Raw genomic sequence first — 16880 nt, 5'->3', positions numbered from 1 at the left:
TAAAATTAGTAAATATTTTAGTATGTTAAATATTATTCTAAAGTTTCTAACTCTTTAAAATTTTTATTTAATTTCCGAAGTAAAATACCATAAATAATTCTATAATAGAGCCATAGCAAACCAATGGTTACAGCTAAACCAATAATTTGGGCAATTAGCATAATAGTAAAAAATTTGTCAGTATTAACTACAAGATTTTTAGGATTCATAACTTGCATTAAGAGGTCAGGTTTAGAAAACATAACAAAGTTGACAATAAGTGACAAGATGACCGACATAATAATATTATAATACACATAATAATTTACAGTTTTACGTGTTTTTATTATCTTTTTCATTAATAAACGTGTATTGTCAATAACAGATATTAAGTTGTAGTTTTTATAAAATAAATATAAAAATACACCACTTACTACATAATGGATAACATAAAATATATTTAGTATTGTTTTAAGATGTAACTTTTCATAAATTTCTAAAAAACTATCTGGAATTAGTAAGCTAATTAGTCCCCAAAAAACAAATTCGGCAATACAAATAATAAAGATCCATTTTACAACAGAAGATGATTTTTTATGAATTAAATTATAGATTTCACTATAAGATAATTCATTAAATTTTTCACCCTGCTTTTTCCAATCTTTTTTCAATAAATCTAATTCATCCATAATTTACGGATTTAATATTGTTCTTAATCGAGTTTTAATTCTATTCATCTTCACCCTTGCGTTCACTTCTGAAATACCAATTGTATCAGATATTTCTTTATAGTTTTTATCCTCCAAGTACAAGAAAATCAATGCTTTATCGATATCTGATAATTGATAAATGGCTTTATACATTAACTTCAATTGTTCTTCTTCTGTATCATCATAACTAGTTGATTGGATACGAAATAAAACATTATCAAAATCTTGAGTTTTTATAGTTCTTTTAGATTTTCTATACAATGTAATTGCGGTATTTAAACCAATTCTATACATCCAAGTGCTTATTTTTGAGTCTCCTCTAAATTTTGGATATGCTTTCCAAAGTTGTATGGCAATCTCTTGAAACAAATCATTGTGAGCTTCTTGATTATTTGTGTAAATTCTACAAACTTTATGAATTATATTCTGATGCTGTTGAAACTCAGAAATAAATTTATGTTCAAGGTCTTTGGTCACAAGGTTAATTTGTATGCTATTGATAGGTGTGTTTTATGATTAAAATGTTACAGTTTGAGTATATAAATAAAAAATAGGCTGTCTGAAAAGCAATTATACTTGTCATTTTGAACAAAGTGAAAAATCTCAACATCTTGATATATAAGTGTTTAATTTCAAAGGGATTCTTCATTTACATTCAGAATGACACTTTTTAGACAGCCTCCTATATTTTTATGTATCAACTATTATTTTTCATTTTTTTTAATGCCTTCAATAAACTCGTTTAATTCTTTACCATACTTAGAAGCTTTTACTTTTTTTGATAGTGAATTGTTCACTGTATCAAGTAATTTAATGTTTGCATAGTAAAGTTCAGTTAAAGCAATGTATGGAGCTACCTCAAATTTAGCATTATTTACGGCAAAGTTTGTAGTGTAATAATATTTTCGTCTAATTAAACTAGTTTCCTCTTTCTTGATTTTTGAAATTAAGGCGGTGTCATTGTTTTTTTGTGCTTCAAACTTCTCTTTAATTAGGTCTAATTGTTTTCCACTAAATTTTTTTGCCATTGCATTATATTCGTCTAACAATTCTTGATTTAAAGAACCTGAAATTTTAGCTGCAGTTTGGAATTTATCAAGTTTTGATGTGATTGTAATTTCGCCTTTCTCACCAAAAAAGGGAATTTTTTGATTGGCATTTTTATTAAGTGTAACGTAATATATTTCAGGGTTCTCAATATTATCAACAAGTATAAAATTACTATCGCCATTTAATTGAACTGAATCTACAGAAACCAGTAACGTATCTTTGAATTTTTGTAAATACACAGTTCCTTTTTTTAAACCACGAATGTTTCCTTTAACAGTTAAACTTCCTTTTTTACTTTCTCCGCAAGAAATTAAAAGGCTAACAATAACAATGCAACTAATTATTTTTTTCATCAAAATTATTTTATACTTACAAATATCTACTTTTTATATGAATTTAAGGTGCAACAATGCGCATTAATTCGGCGGTTAACATGGCGCCATAAGTACCAACTACATAGCCAAAAACAGCAAGTAGCACTCCAACACTAGCTAAAGCAGGGTGAAAAGCTGCAGCAACAATAGGAGCAGAGGCAGCTCCACCAACATTTGCTTGGCTTCCAACAGCTAAAAAGAAGAAAGGCGCTTTAATTATTTTTGCAACTGTAATTAATAACAGCGCATGAATGGTCATCCAAACTAGCCCTATTAATATTAGACCGGGGTTTTCTAATATTTTTCCTAAATCCATTTTCATACCTATGGTTGCAACTAATATGTAAATAAACACACTTCCAATTTTACTTGCTCCAGCACCTTCATACTTTTTAAATTTTGTAAATGAAAGTAAAATTCCAATGAAAGTTGCAATACTTATCATCCAAAAAAATTGAGAACCAAAAGAAGATAAGGCAGAACTTTTGTCACTTACAGCTTCAAAATTATCTTTTAAAAATGACGAGATTGAGTTTGCTCCAAAATGAGAAAAACCTACAACGGTAAATGCGATAGATAAAATAATTATTAAATCTGATAAAGTAGGGTTTCTAGTAACTTTTGAGGCATATGCAGACACCTTTTCTTTTAATTCTTCTATAGCAGAAGTATCAGCCTTTAACCATTTATCAATGGCTTTAGATTTTCCAATTCCAATTAATAAAATAGCCATCCATAAGTTTGCAACAATAATATCTACCAGTACCATTCCTCCATATTTCTTAGGGTTGTACTCATAAATCTCAAGCATGGCTGCTTGGTTTGCCCCACCGCCAATCCAACTTCCTGCCAATGTTGCTAATCCTCTCCATACAGCATCAGGGCCAGCACCTCCAACAGTTTCAGGAAACACTAATGAAATTAATAAAATTGCAATTGGGCCTCCAATAATAATTCCAACGGTACCTGTTAAAAACATAATTAAAGCTTTTGGCCCTAAGTTAAAAACTGCTTTTAAATCCATACTCAAAGTCATTAATACCAAAGATGCAGGTAATAAAAAACGACTAGCTACATAGTATAATTTTGATTTGTGATCTACCATAACTCCAGCTTCATTAATCGTTTCCCATTCAGGAGCTATAATTCCTATTGATGTAAAAATAGCAGGGAGCATATACGCCATTAAAAGAGCAGGAATTATCTTATAAAATTTTAACCAAAAGCTATTTTTGCTAGAAGAAGTGTAAAAAACAAAACCAAGAGTTAGCATTATAATTCCAAAAGCAATTGTATCTTGTGTAATAAAAGGCGTTGTATCCATACGGGTTTAAAAATTTTGGCTAAAATACTATTTTTTTTAATGAATATTGAACTTAAATATATGAGAATGGTTAACTATATTTGTTACGTAAAATTATAAAGAAATGAAAAATTTAAAACTTTATTTATTAATAGCCATTATGGCAGTTTCTTGTAAAACTGTACAAGAAACAACACAAATAGTTATAAGCCCTGTTGAACCAATAGTTCAAGATGCAAGAAATATTCAAGGTGGTATGTGGATTCCTTCATTATTAGAAGGAATTAATGAGCAAGAAATGCAACAATTAGGCAGTAAATTAACGGCAAAAGATATTTATGATGTAAACAATTCAAGTTTAAAAGATGCAATTGTACATTTTAATGGAGGTTGTACCTCTGAAATAATTTCACCTAAAGGGTTGTTGTTAACAAATCATCACTGTGGTTATGGAGCAATCCAGTCACACTCATCTATTGAAAATGATTATTTAAAAAATGGCTTTTGGGCAAAGAGTTTTAAGGAAGAATTGGCAAACCCTAATATGACGGTTACTTTTATTAAAAGAATAGATGATGTAACTTCAGAAGTGTTTGCAGGGGTTTCAGATACTATGGATGAAGTTTCAAAAATGAAGTTAATCAATCAAAATATTAATAAGGTAACTGCAAATGCAACAAAAGAAACTTGGCAAAAAGCAAACGTAAAGTCATTTTATAAAGGCAATCAATATTTATTGTTTATAACTGAAGTGTACAAAGATATACGCTTGGTAGGCGCTCCACCAACAGCAATTGGTAAATTTGGAGCAGATACAGATAATTGGATGTGGCCTAGGCATACAGGTGATTTTTCTATGTTTAGAATTTATGCGGATGCTAATAATAGACCCGCAGTATATTCAAAAGAGAATGTGCCATATACACCCAATCATTATTTACCAATTTCATTAGATGGTGTTGAAGAAGGCGATTTTACACTAGTTTTTGGTTTCCCTGGTCGTACAAATGAGTATTTACCAGCAGTAGGAATTGACCAAATTGTAAATGTTTTAAACCCTGCAAAAATTGAAATAAGAGAAAATGCTCTAAAAATAGTAGATTCATATATGCGTAAAAACGAGGCTGTAAAAATAAAATACGCATCTAAATTTGCTTCAATTGCTAACTATTGGAAAAAATGGATTGGAGAAAATCAAGGGATTAAAAAATCAAACGCCATTGAAAAAAAGCGTGAACTGGAAAAAGAATTTTCTAAAATAGTTATTGAAAAAGATTTAGAAGGTTACAAAACATTGCTTCCTGATTTTAAACAATTATATAAAGAAATTGAAAGCGTCTCATTAGCTCGAGATTACTGGGTAGAAGTTGTTTATAGAAATGTTGAATTATTGGGTATTTCCTTCAGGATGTTTCAAGTTGAACAAGCTTACTTAAGAGGTGGGGAACAAGGTTTTGAAAAATCAAGAGAAGCTACTTTAGCCAAACTAAAAGGAATTTTCAAAAATTATAGTGCAGAGGTAGATAAACCAGTATTTGAAAAATTAGTTAGCTTATACGCTAAAAAAACACCAAAAGAGTTTGTGCCTTCAGTTATGAAAGATACTTCTTTTACAAAAATTACAAATAATATTTATACAAATTCTAAAATAACATCTTTTGAAGGTGTTAAAGAATTATTATCTGGCTCAGGAAAAGAAGTCTCACAAAAATTAAACGCAGATATAGGTTATCAATTTGGAAAAGAATTACACACTACTTTTTATAATAAAATTGAACCTAAATTTCAACAGCTAAATATGCAAATTTCAGCAGTTCAAAAAAAGTATATGAAAGCCTTGATGGAAGTATTTCCAACTAAAAGGTTTTTTCCAGATGCTAATGGTACACTTAGAGTAACTTACGGGCAAGTTAGAGGTTACAAACCAAGAGATGCTGTTTATTATGAACCAGTTAGTTATTTAGAAGGTGTAATAGAAAAGTATGTTCCAGATGATTACGAATTTGATGTGCCGCAAAAATTACAAGATTTATACAAATCAAAAGATTATGGACAATATGGTGAAAATGGGAAAATGGCTGTGAATTTTTTAGGAACCAATCATACAACAGGAGGAAATTCAGGTAGTCCAACAATTGATGCTTATGGGAATTTAATAGGTTTAAATTTTGATAGGGTTTGGGAAGGAACTATGAGTGATATGAATTATGACCCTGCTATTTGTAGAAACATTATGGTAGATATTAGGTATGTGCTATTTATTATAGATAAATATGCAGGTGCTAAAAATTTAATTGACGAAATGACTTTAGTGCATCCAAAAAAATAAGATAATTATTCAAATTATTCTTTAGATAGAGGTTTTTTAGGATGCCTTTTGGCTTCTTTTAGGCACTTATTTAGCATCCATTCTAACTGACCGTTAGTGGATCTAAACTCATCGGCTGCCCATTTTTCAATAGCTTTAAGCATATCTTCATTAATACGTAAGGCAAATGCTTTTTTCTTAGCCATATCTTTAGTTGCTATTTTTTATAAAAGTTGTTATTGAATTTACTAATTCTTTCATAATAGGTAAATTAGGGTTTGTATAGGATAGCATGTTCTCGTTTATGTCTCCATTTATTTCTTTAAAAATATGATTCATGTTTTTAATTAATACTAATTCTGATGTAGAGTTTGCTTTATGCAATAATTCAGCATCTGAAATAGAAACTTGAATATCATTAGTTCCATTTATTATTAAAACTGGAATGGTTAATTTTTTAATTTCTTGTTGAGGATTGTATTTTATCCAAGAAATTAAAAAGGGCTGTACTTGTTTGTTGAATAATGAATTTAGCATTGGGTTAAATTTTTCAACAACATTTCCTTTTTTTAATTCACTTAAAACGCTGGCAGTTTCATCTTTTAAAAAGGGAGCTTGTTTATTTATTTGCTCTGTAATAATTTTATCAATTGTTCTTCCTGCACCTTCCAACGAAATAAATGCATCAGCAATATTATGTGTAGCAATCATACCAACTAAACTTCCTTGACTGTGACCTGCAACTATTATTTTTGAATAATTTTTATTTTTTTTAAAGTATTTAATCACAGATTTAGCTTCATTAATAAAAGTTTCAAAAGTTAATGAATCAATAAGAGTTTTATCTTTTGGGGTGAAAGAAAGTACACTTTTATCATATCTATAGGAAGTAATATTATTTTTAGCTAAACTTTCAGCTAAAAACTTCAATGAATTATTTTTCATTTGTGCATTATTGCCATCTCTGTCTGTTGGACCAGAACCTGGAATTATGATAACTAAAGGAGTTTTTTTATTTGAAATAGCTGTTAATAATGTTCCTTTTAGTGTTACAGACTTTGTAGGAATGTTAATGGAAGTTTCTTTATAATTTTTTTCCTGAGCAAATGATAAAAAAGAAACTAAACTAAAAATTATGATGTGAAATTTATGCTTCATTACTTGTGATTTTATGTTGGTATGTATTAATAACTCTTTGTAATTCTTCTTTTTTTTGAGTTCCAATCAAAATTTTACGTCCGTCTTTCAATTCTATTTGTAACCCAATATTTCCTTTTGTAGTGAATGCTCGTCCACTATTTTTTCTAAAACTAAATTTTATTCCCCATCCACCATATTCAGAAATACCATTATAATTTCTTATGTAACATTTAGAAATACTTTCCCAAGTAATTAGTCTAAATGAAAAATGTAGTGGTTTATATTGATAATAGATCCCTTTTTCATCAATTCTAGTTTTAAGATTTAAGTTTAGAAAAAGTAAGGAAACTAATATAATTATGAGTAAGCCACTTAATGTTCCAATTTTTTCAGTAAAGCTATTTTGCGCTATGGTTTCCCATTCTTTCATAGTAGAAAAACCAATAACAATAAAGGCTATTGATAACCCTACAATTACTAGTGGTTGATTAAACCGTTGTTTTTCCAAGTAAACTTTCATAATATAGTAAGTTTATCTATTTTTATTTCTTTCAAAACCGCTTTTTGAATATTTCCAGATTGCGCATAAGAAATACTAATAATTTGCCAACCTTGGGAAGCATACTTGTTAAATAAATCTTCGAAAGTTTTATCTTTAGTAGTCCACCTGCTTTCAGGCTTCACAATTTTATACTCTTTCATTTATGGTAAATTTAAATTAAAAAGATTGATGACAATTTTAGTATTAATAAAATAATCACCGTTAGAACTTGAACAACCATGTTAATGATTTAAAGTTCCTGTATTAACTATTGGAATGGTGTCTTTGTCAGAGCAAAGAACTACCATTAAATTGCTTACCATTGCAGCTTTTCGTTCTTCATCTAATGTAACAATATTTTTTTTGCTTAATTCATCTAAAGCCATTTCAACCATACTAACTGCACCTTCTACTATTTTATGGCGTGCAGCTACAATAGCTGTTGCTTGTTGACGTTTTAACATAGCGCCTGCAATTTCTTGGGCATAGGCTAAGTATCCAATACGTGCTTCTAAAACTTCAATTCCAGCCATGTCCAATCGTTCAGAAAGTTCTTTTTCTAGGGCTTCACTAACTTCATTTACACTTGCTCTAAGCGTAATTTCTTCTTCCATACCTTCATCTTCAAAATTGTCATACGGATATAAACTTGCTAATTTTCTAACGGCAGCATCAGATTGTACACGTACAAAATTTTCATAATTATCTACATCAAATGCAGCTTTAAAAGTGTTTTTTACTTTCCAAACCAAAATGGTACTAATCATAATTGGATTTCCAAGTTTGTCATTAACTTTTACACGTTCACTATCAAAGTTGCTGGCTCTTAATGAAATTCCTCTTTTGCGATATAATGGATTTGCCCAGTAAAAACCATTTTCTTTTACGGTACCAATGTATTTGCCAAAAAGTAAAATTACTTTTGAAGTATTTGGGTTTACCAAAAAGAAACCAGGAAGGAGAATAATTGATAGGATAAAACAACTAAAAAATAACCAGATGATTGAGTTGATTATATTAAAAATACCTCCAGCAATTAATAGAACCAGAAGGGAAAGCATAAAATAACCGTTAGATACTTTTATAATTTTTTCTTTATTCATAATAATGAATTTAAATGATATTAAAATAATATCATAAAGATATATAATTTTTTTTAAATTTTACCAAATTTTTAACAAACTTTATAAGTAACTTTGTAAAAATTTATAAAAATGAAAATTGTAAAAAAAATTAGTTTTATAGTCGTTCTTTTAATTGTTACTACACAGGTTAGTACTGCTAATCCATATTGGGGAAAAACAGGACATAGAACAATTGGAGAAATTGCCAATCAGTATTTGAAAAATAAAACGAAACATAAAATAGCTGAATTATTAAATGGGCAAAGTTTGGCGCTTGTTTCAACTTTTGCTGATGATATTAAATCAGATAGACATTATGATGAATTTTATACTTGGCATTATGTAAATATGCCTTTTAACGTTGATTATCAGCATTCTATAAAAAACAAAAAAGGAGATTTAGTTACTGGAATTGCAAAATGCAAAGAAGTAATTAAGGATAAAAACAGTACTAAAGAGGAAAAAGCTTTTTATTTAAAACTATTGGTTCATTTAATAGGAGATTTGCATCAGCCAATGCATGCTGGAAGAAAAGAAGATAAGGGAGGAAATATGATTCAAGTTCAATGGTTTGGCGCGGGCACCAATTTACATGCAGTTTGGGACACTAAAATGATTAATCAGTTTGGTATGGCTTATACGGAACTTGCTGATAATGCTGATAAAATTTCAAAAGAGCAAGTGAAATTTTTAGAAGAAGGATCCATTATTGATTGGGTGAACGAAACTCATAAATTAAGTATAAAAACATATGCTTCTGTTAAAGTTGGTGAAAATTTGCGTTATGCTTATATGTACAATCATTTTGCTTTAGTGCGCTCTCAATTACAAAAAGGAGGAATTCGTTTGGCAAAAGTTTTAGACGATTTGTTTTCTTAATGATTTGTTATTAATTATTGTAAGTTTTCCAACGGCGTCTTTCACGAATGAATACCGATTTAAATTTATGAGGTATATTAATTTTTAGGTGAATTATTTTTGATGTTTTTGGATGTGAAAATTGTATTTCTGAGGCACATAAAAAAAGCCCTTTACCCTTGTGAAGGGTTTCTTTATTTCCATACAATTTATCGCCTAAAATAGGATGACCAATAGATGCTAAATGAATGCGAATTTGATGTGTTCTTCCTGTTTTTGGAGAGATTTTTAGACAAGTTAATGCGTTAAATTTCAAGGATTTCACAACCTTTACAATCTCAAAACTTGTTTCAGCAAATTTACCATCAATACTTAAGGTAATATTTTGGTTTTTAGTTACTTTACCAATGGAAATAGCATAATATTTTTTTTGAATAGTTTGATTGGTAAATTGTTTTCCTAACTCAATTTGTGCCGTTTTGGTTTTGGCAATTAGCAATATCCCAGAAGTTTGATTGTCTAATCTGTGAACAGGTGTTGGAATGTCTAAAGCGTCTTGTTGAGAGCTTTTTTTCAAGTTAAAAGCTAATGCATTTGCTATTGTTTTGAATGCATTACCACTAACCGTAATTCCGGCAGGTTTTATTATTGCAGCTATAAAATCATCTTCAAAAATAACATCTAAGTTAAATTCATAAACTTTGGGTTTAGTTGATGAATTTTCAATTAATTTTATTACTTGTCCAGAGTTTATCCAAGTTGCTGTAAAACCTTTACTTTTATTAACTAAAAACCGACCTTGTTTAATAGCTTTTTTAACTCCAGCATTTGAAGGGATGTAGTTGTAAAAAATTTTAGGAGCATATTCTTGTAATCGAATATTTTCAATTCCCTCAGGTACGGTATGAGAATAAATAGTTTTAATAATGTAGTTTTGGCTAGTTATAATCTTAATTATATATTAGAAAATTACGGGATTTCAATTTAAAAACCTTTCATAATTTTACTCAACTTGACATAGTTTTCTCTTATGTAAAACTAAGACTTTGTAGCATTATTATATTTAAAAGACGATACTAAAATAAAAAAGTTACACTTACATAGGCTTTAATTTACTAATTAATTGTTAAAGTGTACATATTTGTAGGATTAAAAGTAAGGAAAAACCATAAACTTTAAAAATTCAATAAAAAAATAGTGTAAAATTTTGACAAGTCTTTTTTTTTTACATTTAACCTGAGAAAAAGATTGTAACCCCAAACCTGTAAATTGCTTATATGAAAATTAAATAATTGCTATAAATTTCCTTTTATATACTATTAAATAGTACTTCTGTATGGTTGCTGAACTTAGTAGAAGTAAATGTAGAAACCTAATTCAGTCATATACTAAAAAAACGGCTGTTTTTATAGAAGATATGTTTACTATAGAAATGGTTTTTAAATCCATTTAGAAAAAAATAGTAACATTTAAAAACAACTCTTATGAAAATAAACAGTTTAAAAAAATAAAGTTGCTACACGAATATAGCAACCTCGGTTTGTTAAAATGTTTGTCGGTTCGTACTAAATCTAAATTTAAGCATAAATTTTATGATTTGTTGTCAACTGTAATTTTTAAAGTAAATTTTTCAACTCTTGTCGTCCAATTATTGTCATAATTTCTACAGCTTTATCATTTTCATTTATCCTAAAATAAATTGAATCAGAACCACAAACACATCTTCTATATCCTATTTTAATATAATCAACGGATTCAAATGAATATGGACTTTTTGATATTCTATCAAAATATTCAAAAAACGAATCAAAGTATTTATCCGCTTGTTTTTCTCCAAATGTTTTTACTCCGTAATGATGAATTCTTATTAAATCTTCTTTTGCCGTATTACTCAGCCTAAAATTAGTCATTCAATAAGGATTTTGATTGAGCCAAAATATGTTCTTTAGAATCTGTAGTAAATCCACTTTTTTCAGCTCTTTCCAATTTGGAACTAATCCAATCAATTTGAGCTTGTTGTTTTCTTGCTTGTCTAATCAAATCATTAACTAATTCACTTTTACTCGAATATTCTTTATTTTCAATTTGAGCCTTTAACCAATTATCATTCGGCTCAGTAAATGAAATACTTTGTCTTGTCATAATTTTATATTTTTGATGTAAATATACACCAAAACAACATCATCTCCAAATTTTATTAAATTAGTTAGAATGTCAATCATTATTGTTGCCAACATGAATTTTAAAATAATAGATTCTGAATTCAAGAACTTAACGCAACAAATATAGAAAATGCAGGGTCTATTAGCGCTTTTAATTTCACTTTTGAATGGCTAATACCCAATAGTCAAGTTAGAAATTAGAGTTATTCTGCATATAAAGATGTTAAACCATATTAAAGTGGGCAATTAAACATTGGAGTTAAAGCAATTAATGAATGTGGTTGTAGCGATTGGAAATATAGATTGTTTGATGTACTTCCAAGCACAACAGGAGGAGGAACTGAATTGATTCCTGTAGATTAAATAAGAAACTCACATCTAATACAAGAAAATAGTAGTTAAGTGTCAAGTTTTAAGTTTGCTATTTAACGGCTATTTTTATTTTAACCAACGCAAGTATAAAACAATTAACTAAAATTGGCTTAAAACCCTAGTTTTATATTAATTCATACATAACAGCTTATAGTAATTGTTTTTTATAAAGTAATTCTATAACTTCTTTATAATCAAAGGATAATTGAAGTTTGATGGCTTCATTATAAGAAAACCAATTATAATCTAACACTTCTAATTCCTGAATTTTTATTTTTCCAGACCAGTTTCCCAAAAAACGATAATAATTTCTGTCTTGCCAAATACCTTTTTTTAAAATTGAAGTAGGATAGAAGTTTAAATTGCACTCTTCTTTTACTTCTCTAATTACATTTTGTTCCGCAGTTTCACCTTTATTAGCTCTTCCACCAGGGCAACCCCAATATTCAGGGTAATTTTCAGTGTAATTTGAGCGCTGTAAAAGAAGAATTTTTTTATTTTGAATGATAATTCCTGAGGCAGCTAAAACCATATAAATAATTTATTGTTTTATAACTCCTAATGTAGCGGTTTGCCCAGTTGTTAAATTCCATTCTCTATCAGATAGTAAATTTCCATTGGCATCATACAAACTAAATTCAGCGGTATTAGGTCCTGAGAAACCTTGGTTTAATGCTTGAAAATCAATTCTGTTATAGCCATCTTTTAGTTTAACATAAATTACAAAATAGCTTCCTTTTAAACCAACATTATTACTTATAACCTGTTCATTCAAATAAATTTTAATACGATCACCATCAATATAACTGTGATCTCTTGTTTCAATTTTAACAATTCGGCTAGTGGTGGTTACAGTTCCTAAACCATAAGTGCTCGCTAAACTTTTGTGAGTTACATCTTTACCTTTCCAATATTTTACTCCTATAATGTCTTTATCTTCAGGGCGATTTTCAAGAAGCATGTTAGAGTTGTTGTTATTAGAATATTTCTTTAAATGTTGATTTATTGCTTTGGTATTTATTTTTTTATTAATATTAAAATTAATATTTGGGTTTGTTTTTGTGGTTGATGGATTCGCTTTTAATTGGTTTGTTGAAATAGTAACACCAACTTCGTTGTTTATTGTTTTTGTACTATCAATTTGAGAAAATAGGGCAAAAGAATTTAGTAGCGTAATTAAAAAGGCTAGAGTTGCTATTTTGAAGTTTTGCGTCATAACTATTTACATTGGGTACTTTAGTGCAAAAAAAATGCCAATAATTTTATAAGCAGTAAAAATACTAAAAAAAGTCTCAATATTAATTGAGACTTTTTATTAATTGTTTGTTAAATAGTTTAATTTTAAGGTTATTTTACCATTTGAAAACTGCGTTTTATAAAATTGGTTAATTCTTCACCTTGTAAAAGACCTTGAGATAGTTTTGCTAAATCAAAAGCCTGTTGAATTAAACGCTCTTGTTTCTTTTTAGTTTTAGTGCTTAAAATTTCACTAACCAAATCGTTATTGGTATTAACAACTAAATTGTACATTTCAGGGAAATTACCCATTCCCATCATTCCTCCTCCACCAGTTGCTTGCATTTCTTTCATACGTCGCATAAATTCAGGTTGCGTAATAATAAAAGGATTGGCATTAGAATCCAAAGCTTCTAATTGAACGGTATAAGTTTCTTTAGGAATTACTTTTTCAATAATAGGTTTTAACTTTTCTTTTTCCTCATCTGAAAGTTTACTTATTTTGGTATCTTCTTTTTTAATTAAATTATCAATATGATCAGCATCTACACGAACAAATTGAACATCTTTTTTGCTTCCTTCTAATTTTTGTAATAGATGAGAAACAATAGGAGAATCCAATAATAATACCGTATAACCTTTTTCTTTCGCAGCATCAATATAACTGTGTTGCGCTTTAACATCAGAAGCGTATAAAACAATTAATTTATCATCTTTATCTGTTTGAGATGGTTTAATTTTTTCTTCTAATTCACTCCAAACAAAATATTCTTTATCTACAGTTGGATAGAGAGCAAATTTATCTGATTTTTCGAAAAATTTATCTTCAGAAAGCATTCCGTATTCAATAATAACTTTAATATCATTCCATTTTTCCTCAAATGCTTTTCTATCTTTTTTAAATAAACTAGTTAATTTATCTGCTACTTTTCTAGTAATGTAACTTGCAATTTTTTTAACCGCTGCATCTGATTGTAAGTACGAGCGAGACACATTTAAAGGAATATCTGGTGAATCAATTACACCACGTAACATTTGTAAAAAATCGGGTACAATTCCTTCTACATTATCAGTAACAAATACTTGATTTTGGTACAATTGAATTCTATCTTTTGTAGGGTCTAAATTTTTACTAAGTTTAGGAAAATATAAAATACCTGTTAAGTGAAACGGATAATCAACATTTAAATGTATGTGAAATAAAGGCTCTTCAAATTGCATTGGATACAATTCTCGGTAAAAAGCTTTATAATCTTCATCTTTTAAATCATTCGGACTTTTTGTCCAAGCTGGATTAGGGTTGTTTACAATATTATCTACTGTAATTTTTTCAGGTTTTGCATCTTTAGGTGCATCTTCTGCCAATGGTAAAGTTTCTTCACGTGTTCCAAATTTAATTGGAATAGGCATAAACTTATTGTATTTATTTAAAAGTTCATTAATTTTATGTTCTTCTAAAAATTCTGTAGAATCATCATCAATATGTAAAACTATTTCTGTTCCTCTTTCTTTTCTTTTAGTTTCCTCTAGTGTGTATTCTGGACTCCCATCACACTCCCAACGTACTGCTTTTGCCCCTTTTTGGTAAGATTTGGTAAAAATTTCTACCTTTTTAGCTACCATAAATGAAGAATAAAAACCGAGACCAAAATGACCAATAATTCCAGAATCTTCAACTTTGTCTTTATATTTTTCAAGAAATTCTTCAGCTCCAGAAAAAGCCATTTGATTAATATACTTCTCAACTTCTTCTCCAGTCATACCAACCCCTTGGTCAATAATTCTAATTTCTTTTTTGTCTTTATCAACTTTAATTTCAATTATTGGTTCTCCAATATCACCTTTTATTTCACCAATGGTTGATAAGTGTTTTAATTTTAAAGTTGCATCGGTTGCGTTTGAAATTAGTTCACGTAAAAATATTTCGTGATCTGAATACAAGAATTTTTTTATAATTGGAAAAATATTTTCAGCCGTTACTTTAATATTTCCTGTTGCCATATTTTAAGTTTTTTAATTTTAATAATTTATATTAATTGATAGTCAAAAAAAATACCAAACAAAAATTTATGACAAACTGGCATATGTTTTTAAAAAAATAATATATTCATTTATTCAAAAAGTAGTTGTATTTATGAATAAGCTTGATTATGATTACGTGGTAATTGGTAGTGGTTTTGGAGGTTCAGTAAGTGCTCTTCGATTGGCTGAAAAAGGATATAAAGTTTTAGTTATTGAAAAGGGGAAATGGTTTAAATCAAGTGATTTTCCAAAAACGAATAAGCAAATTAAAAAATGGATATGGGAACCTAAATTAGGGTTAAAAGGATTTTTTAAAATGACATTTTTAAATCATGTAACCATACTGTCAGGTGTTGGTGTTGGTGGAGGTTCTTTAACGTATGCAAATACATTACCTATTCCTAAAACCAATTTTTTTAATTCGGGCAGTGGCAAGTTTAAATAATTGGAAAACAACGTTAAATCCGTTCTATAAAACGGCATATAAAATGTTAGGGGCAACCGTAAATCCTACATTATTTGAAGCAGATAAATCACTAAAACAGGTGGCGAAAGAAATTAACAAAGAATCTAAATTTGAACCAACCAAAGTAGCTGTTTATTTTGGAGAAGAAGGAACAACAGTTAACGACCCTTATTTTAAAGGGAAGGGGCCAAATAGAACAGGATGTATTTATTGCGGAGCTTGTATGACTGGTTGTCGCCACAATGCAAAAAATACCTTGGATAAAAATTATTTATATTTTGCTCAGCAGTTAGGGGTTAAAATTATTGCAGAGAAAGAAGTGTTTAATGTAACTACTTTAGATACTAATGATGGTAGTAAAGGTTATAAAATTGAATATAAATCAAGCATTGGTAAAAAAGAAAAAGGAAATGTGACTACTAAAGCTGTTGTTTTTTCTGGAGGTGTTTTAGGGACGGTTCCTTTATTATTAAAATTGAAAGAAAAATCATTGCCAAAATTATCAAACTGTGTTGGGAAAAATGTACGTACCAACAGTGAATCTTTATTATTAGTTACTTCAACAAATAAAAAAAGTAAAGATTACTCAAAAGGAATCGCAATAGGTTCAATTCTACATACTGATAAAAATAGTCATTTAGAAGCTGTTAGATATGGTAAAGGTTCAAGTTTTTTTAGAATATTAACAATACCGTATGTTCCTCATAAATATTTCTTTGGAAGAGTATTTGGTACTATAAGTGTACTGTTTAAACATCCTATTAAATTATTAAAAACTATTTTTACAACAAGTTACTCTCAACGAACAACGGTTTTATTATTTATGCAAACGTTAGATAGTACATTACGTATAAAATTAGGGAAATTCACTAAAATGAAAACAGAAAAGGAAGAAGGAGAAGTGCCCACCTCTTTTATTCCTGAAGCTATTTCATTGGGAAAAAAGTACGGTGAATTAGTTAATGGGTTAACGTATGCTAACTTTACAGATGTACTTATGGGAACACCAACAACAGCACATATTTTAGGCGGAGCTGTTATGGGTAAAAATAGTACAATTGGAGTAATTGATAAAAATTGTCAAGTTTTTGGGTATAAAAATATGCTAATTTGTGATGGCTCAATGATTTCTGCTAATCCAGGTGTAAATCCATCACTTACAATTACAGCAATAGCAGAATATGCCATGAGTAAAATCCCTAATAAAAGTAAAAAAGAACAAAAAGAGTAGAGTT

At 28.9% G+C, this 16880-nt stretch carries 20 protein-coding genes; 5 read left to right on the top strand and 15 right to left on the bottom strand.

Annotation, left to right across the window (positions count from 1 at the left end):
* Nucleotides 1-32: 32 nt before the first annotated feature.
* The 4 genes from Lupro_RS04895 to Lupro_RS04880 all read right to left on the bottom strand — a co-directional run bounded on the left by Lupro_RS04895 (nucleotide 33) and on the right by Lupro_RS04880 (nucleotide 3437).
* Complete coding sequence (locus Lupro_RS04895) at nucleotides 33-668, bottom strand: hypothetical protein (protein ID WP_068206798.1); 636 nt, start codon at nucleotides 666-668, stop codon at nucleotides 33-35.
* A gap of 3 nt (nucleotides 669-671) precedes the next feature.
* A complete protein-coding gene (locus Lupro_RS04890; RefSeq protein ID WP_068206796.1) occupies nucleotides 672-1166 on the bottom strand; it encodes an RNA polymerase sigma factor in 495 nt (164 codons plus the stop codon).
* A gap of 227 nt (nucleotides 1167-1393) precedes the next feature.
* Nucleotides 1394-2092: a DUF4369 domain-containing protein gene (locus Lupro_RS04885; RefSeq protein WP_068206794.1), complete on the bottom strand. Its 699-nt coding sequence runs from the start codon at nucleotides 2090-2092 to the stop codon at nucleotides 1394-1396.
* Nucleotides 2093-2135: 43 nt separating this feature from the next.
* The gene (locus Lupro_RS04880) at nucleotides 2136-3437 is read right to left on the bottom strand and encodes a DUF819 family protein (protein ID WP_068206792.1); all 1302 of its coding nucleotides are present in this window, start codon (nucleotides 3435-3437) and stop codon (nucleotides 2136-2138) included.
* Nucleotides 3438-3540: 103 nt separating this feature from the next.
* Here Lupro_RS04880 and Lupro_RS04875 point away from each other — a divergent pair, with 103 nt between their 5' ends.
* Nucleotides 3541-5745, top strand: a complete 2205-nt coding sequence (locus Lupro_RS04875; RefSeq protein ID WP_227807482.1) for a S46 family peptidase — start codon at nucleotides 3541-3543, stop codon at nucleotides 5743-5745.
* A gap of 14 nt (nucleotides 5746-5759) precedes the next feature.
* On the opposite strand, the gene Lupro_RS13125 is transcribed toward Lupro_RS04875, so the two are convergent.
* The 5 genes from Lupro_RS13125 to Lupro_RS04855 all read right to left on the bottom strand — a co-directional run bounded on the left by Lupro_RS13125 (nucleotide 5760) and on the right by Lupro_RS04855 (nucleotide 8508).
* Entirely contained in the window at nucleotides 5760-5930 is a 171-nt protein-coding gene (locus tag Lupro_RS13125) for a type II toxin-antitoxin system antitoxin (RefSeq protein WP_082703858.1), read from the bottom strand.
* Nucleotides 5931-5934: 4 nt separating this feature from the next.
* Nucleotides 5935-6882 (bottom strand): alpha/beta hydrolase, encoded by a 948-nt coding sequence (locus Lupro_RS04870; protein ID WP_068206791.1) that lies wholly within the window; start codon nucleotides 6880-6882, stop codon nucleotides 5935-5937.
* Nucleotides 6872-7384 carry a hypothetical protein gene (locus Lupro_RS04865; RefSeq protein WP_068206790.1) on the bottom strand — a complete coding sequence of 171 codons (513 nt, stop codon included), beginning with the start codon at nucleotides 7382-7384 and terminating at the stop codon, nucleotides 6872-6874. Before Lupro_RS04865 ends, Lupro_RS04870 begins: the two co-directional genes overlap by 11 nt.
* Nucleotides 7381-7566, bottom strand: coding sequence for a DUF4177 domain-containing protein (locus Lupro_RS04860; RefSeq protein ID WP_068206789.1), 186 nt, complete (start codon nucleotides 7564-7566; stop codon nucleotides 7381-7383). The genes Lupro_RS04865 and Lupro_RS04860 overlap by 4 nt, the downstream gene beginning before the upstream one ends.
* Before the next feature lie 81 nt (nucleotides 7567-7647).
* Nucleotides 7648-8508, bottom strand: coding sequence for an SPFH domain-containing protein (locus Lupro_RS04855; RefSeq protein WP_068206787.1), 861 nt, complete (start codon nucleotides 8506-8508; stop codon nucleotides 7648-7650).
* A 111-nt stretch (nucleotides 8509-8619) separates the two neighbouring features.
* On the opposite strand from Lupro_RS04855, the gene Lupro_RS04850 reads away from it, so the two are divergent.
* Nucleotides 8620-9408: a S1/P1 nuclease gene (locus Lupro_RS04850; protein ID WP_099092392.1), complete on the top strand. Its 789-nt coding sequence runs from the start codon at nucleotides 8620-8622 to the stop codon at nucleotides 9406-9408.
* Between the two features lie 10 nt (nucleotides 9409-9418).
* Here the strand turns inward: Lupro_RS04850 and Lupro_RS13120 are convergent, their stop codons facing one another.
* Nucleotides 9419-10033 carry an RluA family pseudouridine synthase gene (locus tag Lupro_RS13120; protein WP_227807492.1) on the bottom strand — a complete coding sequence of 205 codons (615 nt, stop codon included), beginning with the start codon at nucleotides 10031-10033 and terminating at the stop codon, nucleotides 9419-9421.
* A 55-nt stretch (nucleotides 10034-10088) separates the two neighbouring features.
* On the opposite strand from Lupro_RS13120, the gene Lupro_RS13660 reads away from it, so the two are divergent.
* Nucleotides 10089-10229: a hypothetical protein gene (locus Lupro_RS13660; protein WP_227807481.1), complete on the top strand. Its 141-nt coding sequence runs from the start codon at nucleotides 10089-10091 to the stop codon at nucleotides 10227-10229.
* A gap of 774 nt (nucleotides 10230-11003) precedes the next feature.
* Here Lupro_RS13660 and Lupro_RS04840 read toward each other — a convergent pair.
* From Lupro_RS04840 to htpG, 5 genes are all read right to left on the bottom strand, one after another.
* On the bottom strand, nucleotides 11004-11297 hold the full coding sequence (locus Lupro_RS04840) for a type II toxin-antitoxin system RelE/ParE family toxin (RefSeq protein ID WP_068206782.1): 294 nt from the start codon (nucleotides 11295-11297) through the stop codon (nucleotides 11004-11006).
* A complete protein-coding gene (locus tag Lupro_RS04835; protein WP_068206781.1) occupies nucleotides 11290-11529 on the bottom strand; it encodes a ribbon-helix-helix domain-containing protein in 240 nt (79 codons plus the stop codon). The genes Lupro_RS04840 and Lupro_RS04835 overlap by 8 nt, the downstream gene beginning before the upstream one ends.
* A gap of 540 nt (nucleotides 11530-12069) precedes the next feature.
* Entirely contained in the window at nucleotides 12070-12453 is a 384-nt protein-coding gene (locus Lupro_RS04830) for an NUDIX hydrolase (protein WP_068206779.1), read from the bottom strand.
* 9 nt (nucleotides 12454-12462) lie between these two features.
* Nucleotides 12463-13137 (bottom strand): hypothetical protein, encoded by a 675-nt coding sequence (locus Lupro_RS04825; RefSeq protein ID WP_068206777.1) that lies wholly within the window; start codon nucleotides 13135-13137, stop codon nucleotides 12463-12465.
* 131 nt (nucleotides 13138-13268) lie between these two features.
* The gene (gene htpG / locus Lupro_RS04820) at nucleotides 13269-15158 is read right to left on the bottom strand and encodes a molecular chaperone HtpG (RefSeq protein WP_068206775.1); all 1890 of its coding nucleotides are present in this window, start codon (nucleotides 15156-15158) and stop codon (nucleotides 13269-13271) included.
* 133 nt (nucleotides 15159-15291) lie between these two features.
* Here htpG and Lupro_RS13910 point away from each other — a divergent pair, with 133 nt between their 5' ends.
* Complete coding sequence (locus Lupro_RS13910; RefSeq protein WP_335339134.1) at nucleotides 15292-15624, top strand: FAD-dependent oxidoreductase; 333 nt, start codon at nucleotides 15292-15294, stop codon at nucleotides 15622-15624.
* Nucleotides 15608-16876 carry a GMC oxidoreductase gene (locus Lupro_RS04815; protein ID WP_335339133.1) on the top strand — a complete coding sequence of 423 codons (1269 nt, stop codon included), beginning with the start codon at nucleotides 15608-15610 and terminating at the stop codon, nucleotides 16874-16876. Before Lupro_RS13910 ends, Lupro_RS04815 begins: the two co-directional genes overlap by 17 nt.
* The last annotated feature ends 4 nt before the right edge of the window (nucleotides 16877-16880 follow it).

The sequence above is a fragment of the Lutibacter profundi genome (assembly GCF_001543325.1).
In the GTDB taxonomy this organism is placed as follows: domain Bacteria; phylum Bacteroidota; class Bacteroidia; order Flavobacteriales; family Flavobacteriaceae; genus Lutibacter; species Lutibacter profundi.
Note: the sequence above shows the minus strand (reverse complement) of the source record. Positions and strands in the feature narration are given on the sequence as shown.